Origin of the sequence: Ciceribacter sichuanensis (genome assembly GCF_024055605.1) — a bacterium.
GTDB classification, from domain to species: domain Bacteria; phylum Pseudomonadota; class Alphaproteobacteria; order Rhizobiales; family Rhizobiaceae; genus Allorhizobium; species Allorhizobium sichuanense.
Map to the genome: position 1 here is coordinate 73,758 of NZ_JAMXLX010000013.1, position 12,671 is coordinate 86,428.

A 12,671-nucleotide genomic window follows, 5' to 3' on the forward strand; every position below is an offset into this window, starting at 1 on the left:
TTGAGCGCGCCGGCTCCTGATGCTTGACCGCGAACTGCGGTGAGCATCATCGAAATGTCGCTTTGAGGTCGACAAGTCGGCTCCATTGTCGTTCGAAGACAGCCTCCCGGCCCCAGTGAGGGCGCAGTTTTGCATGCCTCGTCAGCACAATGGATGTGGCTTCATGCCACGGACGCTATTCTCGAATATTTGGGTCTTACTTGACCATGAAGGCACCGTCGCGCGGAGGCAGCGAGGGTACATCCAGATGATCCGGCTCGAGACCCTGTTTCGCCCGGTCGATCATCATCTGATAGGCGGTTTCCAGGTGCCGGCAGAAACGCTCCGCATCGAAAAGCGGGCTGCTCAGCCGGTTGTCTTCGAGCCGCTGGCGATACTGCGTGACGAGTTCGGGGTTCTGGGCGAACTCGATGGCCTTGCGCACGTAGTCCTCTTCGTCCTCGGCAACCAGTTCGGGAAGCCCGATCGCGTTGAGCAGGCTTTCGCTGACGCGGGACGCGAAGTTCGTGCCCTTGACGGTCAGGACCGGAAGACCGGCCCACAGCTGTTCCGAGGTGGTCGTGTGGCCGTTAACCGGGAAGGTGTCGAGGCCGATATCCGCCGCGGTGATACGGTTGAGGTGGAGGTCGAATTCCAACTGCGACATGAAGAAGATGCGCTTGGGCGGGATACCCAGGGAGCCGAACTTGGCGATGATGTTCGCCTGGACTTCCTTGCCACGCTTGAGGATCCAGATCACGCTGTTCGGCGTTTTCTTCAGGATCGTCGCCCACATCTCGATAACCTTGGGCGTGATCTTGCGGTTTGCATTGAACGACGCGAAGACAAAGGCATCTTCCGGCAGACCTACATCGGTCTTGCTCATCTTCTTGGCAAGCGGGCGGTTGTCCGGGTCGTTCGGCTGGTAGGTATCCGGCATCCGGCAGAATTTTTCGTAGTAATGCGGGGCGGAGCTGTCGGGCAGCACGTATTTGTCGCCGATCGCATAGTCGAGGTCGACGTTGACGGTCGAACCGGGGAAACCCAGCCATGCGACCTGAATGGGAGCCGCCGCCTTGTTGAACAGTGCGGTACGGTTACCGACCGTATGCCCCTTGAGGTCGACGAGAATGTCGATACCGCGCTTGCGGATTTCCGCGACAACCTGCGGATCCTCCATGTCGCGGATCGTGACGATATCGCCCCATAGGCTGCGGTCCGCCTGGTTTGTCGCCAGCATTTCGGGATCGGTGTGGCAGAACAGCGTGATTTCGAACCGGTCGCGATCATGCAATTCCAGAACGCGCCGGATAAGCTTCATCGTTGCGTGTCGGTCGAAGAGGTCGGAGGACACATAGCCGATACGGATCTTGTCCGACCACGTATGCGGCACCGAGCGGCGTATCTTCGTAATCTCCGGGCTGAAGAACGGCGTGTTGCTTCGCGCAATCTGGTTCAGGTGTTCGTCACCCGTCCAATGCAGGTTGAAGAAGGTGCCGTCATTCCGCAGGAACTCGGTGTCTCCCTCGGCAATTGCCGCTTCGATGATCGGCTGGTGTCGTTCCACGGCGTCGAACTTGCAGTGTTCACGCGAGAAGGTGAGATACATCAGGCGAATGGACTGATTGCGTGGCAACTTGGCCAGCAGCACGCGGGCTGTTTCGATATCGGAGGGATCGAAGACATCCCAGGTATAGAGCGAGATGCGTGCGCCGAGCTGCATGTGCTCGAGGACATCGCTTTTCATCAGCAAGTCCTTGAACACACGGGCAAGCCGGGCCTGCTGACGGTCGACGAGAAGAGAGCCGACGATATAGGCGAGATCCGGTTGGCGACGTACCCTGCTCAGGATGCCATTGGCCAGCGCAAGCGCTCGGTCCTTTTCGCCGCAGGCGAAATAAAGCTTGATCGCCTCGCTGGTATTGTCCTCCGCATGCTGGCCGCCCTGTTCGGCGGCGAGCTGGTAGGAATTTGCGGCCTCCTGCTTGAGACCGAGCTGCAGCAGCGTCTTGGCGAGCAGCGTGTAGGTTCTTGCGTCCCGTTGAAGGTCGAGGAGGCGATTGAGCGTCGACAAGGACGCCGTGAAGTGTCCGGTCCGATACTGTTTGGACGCTGTCGCATAGGTGATTTCGTTCAACGTTCGCTCCGTCGTAATGCTTGCCGCCGGTATGTTTGCTGCCGCGAAGTGACGAATGCCACGGCCGAAACAGGCTGCTTTTGAGGCAAGCTATTTGCCGAAGCTTGCTTGAAACGGGTGTCGATGTCCGCCGGATCCCCGGGACCAGGCAATTTCTTACCGGGCCTGTTCGTGTTTTTGCGGTCTGTTAACCACGGGGCAAGGCTACCCGGCGCGAATCGCCAAAATTAAGAAGTTGGCAAGGGTTGGCTGCGAGTTTCGTTCGTGTGACGGGTTTGGTGTCCTTGAAAGAAAAATGGAACCGAGTGGCATGATGTCGGTCCGTCACGGCCGGAATTTCTGACCCGGCATGTCCTCGTTGTTTGTTTTGAGTCTTAAGGGGACACTTCATGTCTAGCATCAACTTCAATAAGAACGCTACCGCCGCTCTCTCCACGCTGCGTGACATCAACAACAGCCTGTCCAAGACGCAGGACCGCGTCTCGACCGGTTACAAGGTCGGTTCCGCTGCCGACGGCGCGGCTTACTGGTCGATCGCAACCACCATGCGTTCGGACAACAAGGCGCTGGGCGCTGCTCAGGACGCCCTGGGCGTTGGCGCCGCCAAGGTTGACACCGCTTACGCTGCCATGGAAAGCTCCATTGACGTTGTAAACGAAATCAAGGCCAAACTGGTCACCGCAAGCGAAAGCTCGGCCGACAAGGACCAGATCCAGCTCGAAATCGGCAAGCTGCAGGAACAGCTGTCGGCAATCGGTCAGGCTGCTTCGTTCAACGGCGAAAACTGGATGGTTGCTTCGGCTTCCGCTTCGAACACCACGGTTGTTGACGGCTTCGTCCGTAACGACGACGGCACGGTCAAGATCACGACTGCCGAATACAAGGTCAGCTCCTACGCGATCTTCGAATCGGTTACCAATGGCGTTGGCACCGGCGGTCTGCTCGGCTCGGTCATGGCAATCAAGCTCACCAGCGCTTCTACCTCTGGCGACATCAGCGCCTACCTCGACCAGGTCGAAACCGCTCTGTCTGAAATGACCAAGGGCGGTGCAGCTCTCGGTGCTCTGTCGACCCGCATCGACCTGCAGGACGACTTCGCTTCGAAGCTCTCCGACGCCATCGAATCGGGTGTTTCGGGCCTCGTGGACGCCGACATGGAAGAAGAATCTGCCAAGCTCTCTGCTCTGCAGACCCAGCAGCAGCTCGCCATCCAGTCGCTGTCGATCGCGAACTCCTCTTCGCAGAACATTCTGGCTCTCTTCCAGTAAGACTGGATCTCCGGAAAAAGAAATCGGGAACCGCGCCTTCGGGCGCGGTTTTTCGTTTCGGGGAGGAGGGGAGTTGGCTTCTTTCGTTAAGCCTTTTTGTGCCCCCGCGCCATTATTTGAATGGCTGAATACGCGGCTTCCGCCGCCCGCCATGACCTCGAAAATACAAATTTCCGCCTCTCGCAGCCCTGTTCCATGGCCCTGTGACGCCCGTTCCGCAGGTTTCTTCGTATGCCTGATCGCAAGCGCCAAAGCGCGCCCGCAAATATTTTTGATTTTTCTTTTCGCATTTGGAAGTCGTTAACCTTAATGGTGTCTAATCAGGTCATCGAAACAGCGGGCCGAAGTTAACTATAAAGCACTCGGCAAGCATGATGCTGACCAATGTTTCCGGGCAAACCCCGAATGTCCCTTCCATATTTATTGCCAAAGGGGCGATTCTAGATGACCAGTATCCTGACCAATACTTCCGCAATGTCCGCACTTCAGACGTTGCGTAACATCAATACCAACCTGGCTGATACGCAGGATCGCGTTTCCTCGGGCTTCCGCGTTGGCGAAGCTGCCGATAACGTTGCTTATTGGTCGATCTCCACCACGATGAACTCGGACAACAAGGCGCTGAACGCTGCTTCCGACGCTCTCGGTGTGGGTGCTGCCAAGGTTGACACCGCTTACGCTGCCATGGAAAGCGCCATCGACGTCGTCAACGAAATCAAGGCAAAGCTGGTAACGGCGACTGAAACTTCGACCGACAAGGACCAGATCCAGCTCGAAATCGGCAAGCTGCAGGAACAGCTTTCCTCGATCGGCCAGGCCGCTTCCTTCTCCGGCGAAAACTGGATGGTTGCTTCGGCTTCCGCTTCGAACACCACGGTTGTTGACGGCTTCGTCCGCAACGACGACGGCACGGTCAAGGTCACGACCGCTGAATACAAGGTTGGCTCCTACGCACTCTTCGACTCGATCTCGGGCGGCGTCGGCACCGGCGGTATCCTCGGCTCGGTCATGTCGATCACGCTGTCCAGCAACTCTACCGCCGGCGAGATCAGCGGCTACCTCGACCAGGTCGAAACCGCTCTGTCCGAAATGACCATCGCTGGTGCCGCTCTCGGCGCTCTGTCGACCCGTATCGACCTGCAGGACGACTTCGCTAACAAGCTCTCCGACGCCATCGAATCGGGTGTTTCGCGCCTCGTGGACGCCGACATGGAAGAAGAATCTGCCAAGCTCTCTGCCCTGCAGACCCAGCAGCAGCTCGCCATCCAGTCGCTGTCGATCGCGAACTCCTCTTCGCAGAACATCCTTACCCTGTTCCAGTAAGATTTATCTTACTCTTAATAGGAAGGCCGCGCTTACGCGCGGCCTTTTTCCGTTTGGGCGTCTGAAGAATTAATTCATTTTTTCAATGTGTTAACAAAGTGTCTGTGATGAGGTCCCGCGTTAGCTTCCTGTTTATTTATGTTAATTTTCTCGCACCCGCATTTACCAATTGTTAACCACGATGCTGTTTTCTAGGACCATCGAAACAGCGAGCCGATCCGAGAAAAAAAGGGGTCGGCAGGCATGAAGCTGAACGCCGTTACCGGTTCACGCCGGAATGTCCCTTCCTCAATTCATTGCCAAAGGGGCGATCTAAGATGACCAGTATTCTGACCAACACTTCCGCCATGTCTGCCCTCCAGACGCTGCGCGCCATCAACACCAGCCTTGCCGACACGCAGGACCGCGTTTCCTCGGGCTACCGGGTTGGTGAAGCTGCCGATAACGTTGCCTATTGGTCGATCTCCACGACGATGAACTCCGACAACAAGGCACTGAACGCCGCCTCGGACGCTCTCGGGGTTGGTGCTGCCAAGGTTGACACTGCTTACGCCGCCATGGAAAGCGCCATTGACGTTGTTGATGAAATCAAGGCAAAGCTCGTAACCGCAACGGAAGCCTCGACCGACAAGGACCAGATCCAGCTCGAAATCGACAAGCTGCAGGAACAGCTGACCGCAATCGCCCAGGCCGCTTCCTTCTCCGGCGAAAACTGGATGGTTGCTTCGTCTGCTGCTTCCAACACGGTTGTCGTGGATGGCTTCATCCGTAACAACGACGGCACGGTCAAGGTCACGACTGCTGAATACGCGGTTGCTTCCTACGCTCTCTTCAGTTCCATCGCAGCAGGCGTCGGCACTGGTGGTATCCTCGGCTCCGTCATGGGGATCGTGCTCTCCAGCGCTTCCACCACTGGCGATATCGCCGCCTACCTCGATCAGGTCGAAAGCGCACTCGCTGAAATGACTATCGCCGGCGCTGCCCTCGGCGCGATGATCACCCGCATCGAGTTGCAGGACGACTTCGCTGCCAAGCTCTCCGACGCGATTGAATCGGGTGTTTCGCGCCTCGTGGACGCCGACATGGAAGAAGAATCTGCCAAGCTCTCTGCCCTGCAGACCCAGCAGCAGCTCGCTATCCAGTCGCTGTCGATCGCGAACTCCTCTTCGTCGAACATCCTCACCCTCTTCCAGCAGTAAAATCTGGATCAAGGTACGTGGAATACTTGAGAGTCGCGCCAGCAATGGCGCGACATTTTCGTTTGTATTATTTGAGTATTGCGAAATTATTCGGAAATCAGCAATCGGTTAATTATTTGTCGATCTCTCCAAGATTTCGTCTTGTCACTGTTTCAATCTTTGGTTAACCATAATTAACTTCGAACCAATCAGCACGACGTACCCGTTCTCGATTCGGGTGGCATGAAGCCGCAACGTTGATGCCGTTTTTTGCTCGGCATGTCCCCTTGTCACAACATCGGGTAGGTGGAACATGTCCAACGTCATCATGACGAGCTACACTCAGAGCGCCTTGCAGACGCTCCTTTTTGCCAGTGATTCCCTGGAGAAGACGCAGTCCAGAAGTGATTCCGGTCTGAAGATCGCCTCTGCGGCGGATAATGCAGGCTATTGGTCTGTTGCCACCGGCATGAGATCCGACAAGAGCATTGTCGGCAGTATCGCCGATGCACTGAACCTCGGCGCCTCCAAGGTGGATACCTCCTATGAAGCCGTCAATTCCGCCATCGATATCCTTGACCAGATCACCGCTCTGCTCGAGACGGCTTACGAAGCGGGTACCGACCGCACGACGCTTAATACTTCACTGACGGAGCTGAAGGGAAATCTGCAGTCCGTCACCCAGGCAGCGACCTTCTCAGGCGACAACTGGCTTTACAATACCGATGCCAGCATGATCGACACTTACACCGTTCCAGCGTCTTTCCAGCGTTCGGTCTCCGGTTCGGTGTCCCTGAATTTCATCAGCATCAGCAGCAGCCAGTCGACGCTGATCGATACGCAGGATGCCAGCCGTGGACTGTTCACCGGCGCGATCGATGCCGATACGCTGGTGGATCCGGACAACCCGACCGGCACGCCGCGCAACTATTATCTTCTCGATGTTGGATCCGCTGCGCCGGCAACCGGTACCGAAATCAGCATTTCCGAAGCGACGACCATCAGCGAACTCGATGACATGATCGCCGTCGTCAGCTCCATGACGGACCAGTTGAACCGTCTCGGCAGTTCGCTGGGCTCCATGTCGAACCGGATCGATCAGCAGGTGACTTACGCGGCCTCGCTCAGCGACACCTTCGACGAGAGCATCAGCCGGCTGGTCGATACCGACATGGAGGAGGAGTCCGCCAAGCTTGCGGCCTTCAAGACCCAGCAGGAGGTGGCGATGCAGGTATTGTCGTTGCTTAACAGTCACCAGCAATCCCTCAGCGTCCTCTTCAGTTGATCGGCCACAGGTTTGGTCCATCCTCGCACAAGTTTGAGGTCTTAGTTCCTTTCAAGCGTAGATGATCGCCTGATTCCGTTCGGGTGCTTCGCGTGAACACCGTTGATGAGGAACGCCGTGGCCGAAATTGTTTGCTTGTACGGATCGATGAGAGATTTCGGGCGGTTGGATCACGTTGACGGTCGCTGTGGGGGCGCGGCATGAGTGTTCTGCTCTCCCGCTATCTGAAGGATTTCAGTGCGGCGGTCACGCCGCCGCCCGGCGATTTCTCCTCGGATATCGCGGATGATTTTGCCCAACCCGATCTGCTGGCCGCTCCGGTGGAGGAGCCGGTGGATGTCGAGGCCATCAAGAACGAGGCCTATGCCGAAGGCCACGAGACCGCCGAGCGAGAACTCGCGGAAAAGCACCGCCAGGCACTCGACGCCATGGAGGCAGCTCATCGCGAAGAACTGACTGCCCTCAGGGAGAAATACGAAGACGAGGTCGCCCAGCACATCGGGCAGGCCTTTCAGCAGATGACGGCTTCGGTCGCCGGAGCCGTTGAAGCCGCGGTTGTTCGCGTCCTGTCTCCTCTGGTCGAGGAGAAGATCGCCATGCAGACGGCGGCGGCATTCGCATCGAGGGTTGCCGAGGAAATCACAGAAGGGGAGGCGGGCAGGCTGCAGGTTGCCGGGCCGGATCGTCTCCTCGAAACCGTAAGGACCCGCCTTGCTGGAATCGACGCTTCCGTCGACTTCCGTGAGACGTCCGAAATCGAACTGTCGTTCCAGATGGGTGATTCCGTTCTTGTGACGCGGCTGGCTGGCGTAGTCGAAGCCATGGAAGGGCTTATGGATGAGTGAGGGCGAAAACCATCATCGCGGTAAGAACGAGATCATCATCGTCAAGCGTCACAAGGGTGATCACGATGGTGCTCACGGCGGGGCCTGGAAGATCGCTTATGCCGACTTCATGACCGCCATGATGGCCTTCTTCCTCGTGATGTGGCTCGTCAACGCCGCGAACGAGGAAACCAAGGCCTCGATCTCCAGCTACTTCAATCCGATCAAGCTGACCGACGAAAAGCCGAGCGAGAAGGGCGTCAAGGAACCGGCGAAGGAAGCTGAAGGCGAACAGAAGGCACAGAAATCGGACGTCAAGGCCGAGAAGCCCGAAGACGCGGCGGCAGCCGCGTCGGGTGATGACCTGACGGCCTCGTCAGGCGAAAATACCCATTATTCGGAGGCCGATTTCTTCGAAAACCCCTATGCGGTTCTCGCGGAGATCGCCCAGGAAGTGGGGCAGCAGGCAAACGTCAGCGTCAAGGGCGAGGGCGGTGCTGCCAATTCCGGTCCCTCGACCGGCGCGTCCGGCGGTGAGGCTTATCGCGATCCTTTCGATCCCGATTTCTGGAGCAAGCAGGTAGCAGGCGGTCCCGCCCAGAACACCATGCCTGAGATCCAGGACAGCAAGCTGCCCGACACACCGGTTCAGCAGACCGAGCAGGCGATGCTCGCTCCGGGCAAGGAAACGAAGCCCGAGGACGGAAAGTCGGAGGCGCCGGGCAAGGTGGCTCCAGTCTCTCCGGATGCCACTCAGGCGAAGACCGCCGACAAAACGCAACCCGCTGCCGCCGAGGATGACATGGCAGCAGAATTGCCGGTCACTCCCGAGCAGAAAAAGGAGGCCGAGGAATTGCGCGAGGAGCTTTCCCGCTCGCTGAACGGCGTTTCGGGCAAGCTTGCCGAGGGTATCGTCGTGACGCCTTCGGAAGGGGGAACGCTTCTCACCATCTCCGATCAGGCGACGTCGCCGATGTTCGATGTCGGCTCGGCAATACCGCAGAAGGAACTGGTGCTGGCGATGGAAAAGATCGGCGCGATCCTCAAGGACAAGCCGGGTTCGATCATCATCCGTGGTCACACCGACGTCAGGCCCTATCGCGGCGGCAAGGGCGACAACTGGAGCCTGTCGATGGATCGCGCGCATGCGGCCTATTACATGCTGGTGCGCGGTGGCCTTCAGGAAGATCGCGTCAAGCAGATGTCTGGCTTCGCCGACCGTCGCCTGCAACTGCCTGACGATCCCATGAACGGTGCAAACCGGCGCATCGAGATCCTGCTCAGCGATGGCTAAAGGCGCGGCGATGACACGATCACCCAAAGGCAGCATTTTCCGCTTCACGCTGTCGGCCGCGGTGATTGCCGCATGGCCTGCGGCCGCTTGGGCGGATAGCAGCCTGTCTCCATACAAGATGCTGCGGTCACTGCAGTTCATGCAGGACTCCGTGGTTCTCGGCGATCACTCCGCCGGCGACATGCAGCGTTTCATGCTGGAGACGATCGACAATCGCCTGCGCTCGGCCGATGCAGAGATATTCAGCGAACCGCGCAACGCCGATGCCGCACTGGTCTATACCATGAGCGGCGGCAATCCGGCGACCCTCAGCTACCTCGTCGCCCGTGATGTCGATGGCAATTTCGATGCCCGCGTCGTCAATGTCCTGCAGAAGTATTTCGATGGCCGTGGCATGCAGGTGGCAAAGACGATTGGCGATCTGGTTCCGGAATATCGTCACACGGCGCTCGGTCCCTATCTGGCGCTGATTGCCGGCAATATCACTTTCCCGACCGATGCCCGCACTGCGCTTGGTTTCTTTGATGAGGCCCGCCTCAGCGCTCCTGGCACGATCATCGAGGAGGCGGCGCTCCGTCGTTCCATCGTTGCAAGCATGGGTGTCTCCGAGGTGGAAAAGGCGCTGTCCTATTCCCGCCATTACGCTCGTCGGTTTGTTCATTCTCCCTATTCCAACCAGTTTGCCGATCTTTTCGTGGAACTGGTGGTGAAGCATTACGGTGTCATTACCGAAAACGATATCGTCGATGTTCTGGAGCCGATGGATACGGCGCGTCGGCAGGAGATCTATCTGCGGATCGCGCGCGCAGCGACGCTTCGGGGCAATCAGGAACTCGCGAGGCTTTCGGCAACCGAGGCCCAGCGCCTGGCCGGCCTGCTCGATGGAAATGGGCAGCCGGTCCTGCCAACCCTTTATGAAAGCGTGGCCAGCGTCTCCTCGTCCGATGTCGTTTCGGCAATCGATCGATTGTCCGCCGTATCGGAAGGAACACTGTCCGAACGGGACAGGGCATTGCGCAATGCTGCCCGCAGCATTGCCGAACAGATCCTGCAACCGCCGGTGCTGGATGAGCCGATCAAGGTTGATGAGCCCCGTGCCGGCGCGACCGGTCAGGCTTTGCTCGCCCCGCGGCCGCAAAGTCCGATGCAAATGGAAGACGAGCAGCAATCGGTTTCAGCCCCGTCCGTGCCCGAACCGGCACCGGCCGAGGCGAATGCGGATACCCAGCCCGGTGCGGCGGACGCGGCGACGGGCGAGGGTGGACCGGTTCTTGATTTTGTGAAGCAAAGTCGGGGCCGGTTGGGAGAGATTGACGCGCTTCTTGAACAGGAAGGCAACATCAAATGATGAACGTCGTAAACACTGCCGCCAAGGCTACCTCCGAAATGATTTCGATGACGGGGGCGGGCGCCAAGTCCTCCCAGGCGTCTGACGAAGATGCATTCTCCAAAACCCTGAATGCTTTCGACGGCGAAAAGCCGGAGAGCTATTCGGATGAGGGCGAAGCGAAGGGCGCGACCCCGGCGCCCGAGGGCGATGTTCCCGACCTTTCCGAGGAAGCCAAGGTTCAGGTCGCGCCTCCGCGTGAGGTTCCAGCGTCCTCCGAGACCGATCTCGCTTCCCTCAGCGAGCAGATGTCCACCGGGCAGCCCGCGCAGCAGCCCGATACCACCGATGGAAAGACAACCAGCACGGCCTCCGAGAAGCCCGGCGCAAATTCGCAGAAACTGGCGGAAATTGCAGCCGCTCTGGCGATGTCCACGACCGATGGTGGGGTAACGGACACCAAGGCGCTGGCTGCGGCACTCAAGAAACTCGCAGATAGTGCCAAAACGGACACCGATCTTCCGACGGATGCCGCCGACGAAACCGTCGATACGGCTTCGACTGATACGAGCACGCTTGATGACATGTTGTCGCTGTTGTCGCTTCCTCTGGCCGGTGGCCAGACCGAGCAGACGGCGGTCGCCGCCAGTGAGTTCAACGCGGCGCAGCAGGGCGCGATCAACGGTATCGACGCACTGGCAACCGGCGCAAGGGCTCTCCCCGAACAGGCCGGACAGGATGTTGCTTCCGGCGATGATGCGTCATCAACGGAAGATGGCGCAGTCTTCCGGTTCCAGAGGAGCGACTCGGCTGCTGCAGGCGTTGATATGTATGTCGCTCCGGGCACTGACGGCAGCGTCGACGTGGATGTTTCCGCGCCGACGGCCAAGGACGCGCCTGTCGTGCAGGTAGTCGATTCCAGACGCTATCTCGGGCTCGCCCCGAACTCGAATGCGCTGTCCGTGGCATCGACGATAGCCAACGATCCGCAATGGGCCACGGCCCTGGACCCGGCCTCGAAGCTCGCCAACTCCGCACTTTTCGCCAGCACCGGCAATGTGGTCCACACGCTGAAGATCCAGATGAACCCGGTGGAGCTTGGCAACATCACCGCGACGATGCGGCTCGTGGGCGAGGACCTCAGCATTCATCTCACTGTGCATAGCAGCAGCGCCTATCGCGAACTCACGAACGATAGCAATTCCATCATGGATGCGCTGAAGGCCCAGGGTTTCAGCGTCGATCAGATCTCCGTCAGCATGTCGTCCTCGTCCGACAAGTCGGGCGACAACGCAGCTGGCGGACGCCAGGCTTCTGATATGGGCCAGTCCCAGCAGCAGGGTAACCGGCAGAGCGGCGGCGATGCGCGACAGGCTGACCAGTTCGACAGGACGTCATCCGGTTCGGCAACGGCAGGAGGCAATGATGCAGGTGTGGTCGAAGGCACTGTTGCTGCCGGCGCTGGCTCTGCTCGCCCTGAGCACGTCTACCTCTGAGAAGAGTGAGGCTGCCGCGCGCACCTGCGAGCGGCAGATCGAGAGCGCTGCAGCCCGATACGGGATTCCCGAAGGCATCCTCTATTCGGTCGGCCTGACAGAGACCGGCCGCAAGGGTTCGCTCAGTCCCTATGCCCTGAATATCGAAGGCAAGGCCTATTTCCCGGCTTCGCTGCAGGATGCCTACAACCAGTTCGCGGATGCCAAACGGCGTGGCGCAAAGCTGATTGATATCGGCTGCATGCAGATCAACCATTACTATCACAGTTCCGAATTCGGATCGGTGGAACAGATGTTCGATCCGGCGCAGAACGTTGCCTATGCAGCCCTGTTCCTGAAGCGTCTTCATGACAGGCACGAAACCTGGACCATGGCGGTTGCCCGCTATCATGCCGGCCCGAACAACGACCCCGCGCAGCAGAAATATGTCTGTCGCGTGATCGCCAATCTTGTAGCGACGGGCTACGGGAAGTGGACGTCGGCTGCGGCTTCGTTCTGCCGGAATGCGCAACCTTAAGGGGAATAGGCCGTCATCATCCTCGCGATCCGATGAATCCGGC

At 58.7% G+C, this 12,671-nt stretch carries 10 protein-coding genes; 9 read left to right on the forward strand and 1 reads right to left on the reverse strand.

From position 1 onward, the window contains the following. Positions 1-196: 196 nt before the first annotated feature. Positions 197-2,116, reverse strand: a complete 1,920-nt coding sequence (locus tag NBH21_RS24720; RefSeq protein ID WP_250913261.1) for an O-linked N-acetylglucosamine transferase, SPINDLY family protein — start codon at positions 2,114-2,116, stop codon at positions 197-199. A 389-nt stretch (positions 2,117-2,505) separates the two neighbouring features. Between NBH21_RS24720 and NBH21_RS24725 the strand changes: the two genes are divergently transcribed. The 9 genes from NBH21_RS24725 to NBH21_RS24765 all read left to right on the forward strand — a co-directional run bounded on the left by NBH21_RS24725 (position 2,506) and on the right by NBH21_RS24765 (position 12,628). Beyond that, positions 2,506-3,384 carry a flagellin N-terminal helical domain-containing protein gene (locus NBH21_RS24725; RefSeq protein WP_250913262.1) on the forward strand — a complete coding sequence of 293 codons (879 nt, stop codon included), beginning with the start codon at positions 2,506-2,508 and terminating at the stop codon, positions 3,382-3,384. A gap of 444 nt (positions 3,385-3,828) precedes the next feature. Beyond that, positions 3,829-4,707 carry a flagellin N-terminal helical domain-containing protein gene (locus NBH21_RS24730; protein ID WP_250913263.1) on the forward strand — a complete coding sequence of 293 codons (879 nt, stop codon included), beginning with the start codon at positions 3,829-3,831 and terminating at the stop codon, positions 4,705-4,707. Between the two features lie 317 nt (positions 4,708-5,024). Beyond that, complete coding sequence (locus tag NBH21_RS24735) at positions 5,025-5,906, forward strand: flagellin N-terminal helical domain-containing protein (RefSeq protein ID WP_250913264.1); 882 nt, start codon at positions 5,025-5,027, stop codon at positions 5,904-5,906. A gap of 292 nt (positions 5,907-6,198) precedes the next feature. Further along, positions 6,199-7,170, forward strand: coding sequence for a flagellin N-terminal helical domain-containing protein (locus NBH21_RS24740; protein WP_250913265.1), 972 nt, complete (start codon positions 6,199-6,201; stop codon positions 7,168-7,170). 200 nt (positions 7,171-7,370) lie between these two features. Next, positions 7,371-8,015: a hypothetical protein gene (locus tag NBH21_RS24745; protein ID WP_250913266.1), complete on the forward strand. Its 645-nt coding sequence runs from the start codon at positions 7,371-7,373 to the stop codon at positions 8,013-8,015. Then, positions 8,008-9,288: a MotB family protein gene (locus tag NBH21_RS24750; RefSeq protein WP_250913267.1), complete on the forward strand. Its 1,281-nt coding sequence runs from the start codon at positions 8,008-8,010 to the stop codon at positions 9,286-9,288. Before NBH21_RS24745 ends, NBH21_RS24750 begins: the two co-directional genes overlap by 8 nt. A gap of 10 nt (positions 9,289-9,298) precedes the next feature. Next, positions 9,299-10,636, forward strand: a complete 1,338-nt coding sequence (gene motC / locus NBH21_RS24755; protein ID WP_250913268.1) for a chemotaxis protein MotC — start codon at positions 9,299-9,301, stop codon at positions 10,634-10,636. After that, positions 10,633-12,111: a flagellar hook-length control protein FliK gene (fliK, locus tag NBH21_RS24760; RefSeq protein ID WP_250913269.1), complete on the forward strand. Its 1,479-nt coding sequence runs from the start codon at positions 10,633-10,635 to the stop codon at positions 12,109-12,111. Before motC ends, fliK begins: the two co-directional genes overlap by 4 nt. Next, positions 12,041-12,628, forward strand: a complete 588-nt coding sequence (locus NBH21_RS24765) for a transglycosylase SLT domain-containing protein (RefSeq protein ID WP_250945037.1) — start codon at positions 12,041-12,043, stop codon at positions 12,626-12,628. Before fliK ends, NBH21_RS24765 begins: the two co-directional genes overlap by 71 nt. Positions 12,629-12,671 lie beyond the last annotated feature (43 nt).

What these genes read in the sequence shown, in the direction of transcription:
- NBH21_RS24725 (WP_250913262.1), top strand. Translation starts at nt 2,506, where the DNA reads ATGTCTAGCATCAACTTCAATAAGAACGCTACCGCCGCTCTCTCCACG.
- NBH21_RS24730 (WP_250913263.1), top strand. Translation starts at nt 3,829, where the DNA reads ATGACCAGTATCCTGACCAATACTTCCGCAATGTCCGCACTTCAGACG.
- NBH21_RS24735 (WP_250913264.1), top strand. Translation starts at nt 5,025, where the DNA reads ATGACCAGTATTCTGACCAACACTTCCGCCATGTCTGCCCTCCAGACG.
- NBH21_RS24740 (WP_250913265.1), top strand. Translation starts at nt 6,199, where the DNA reads ATGTCCAACGTCATCATGACGAGCTACACTCAGAGCGCCTTGCAGACG.
- NBH21_RS24745 (WP_250913266.1), top strand. Translation starts at nt 7,371, where the DNA reads ATGAGTGTTCTGCTCTCCCGCTATCTGAAGGATTTCAGTGCGGCGGTC.
- NBH21_RS24750 (WP_250913267.1), top strand. Translation starts at nt 8,008, where the DNA reads ATGAGTGAGGGCGAAAACCATCATCGCGGTAAGAACGAGATCATCATC.
- motC (WP_250913268.1), top strand. Translation starts at nt 9,299, where the DNA reads ATGACACGATCACCCAAAGGCAGCATTTTCCGCTTCACGCTGTCGGCC.
- fliK (WP_250913269.1), top strand. Translation starts at nt 10,633, where the DNA reads ATGATGAACGTCGTAAACACTGCCGCCAAGGCTACCTCCGAAATGATT.
- NBH21_RS24765 (WP_250945037.1), top strand. Translation starts at nt 12,041, where the DNA reads ATGCAGGTGTGGTCGAAGGCACTGTTGCTGCCGGCGCTGGCTCTGCTC.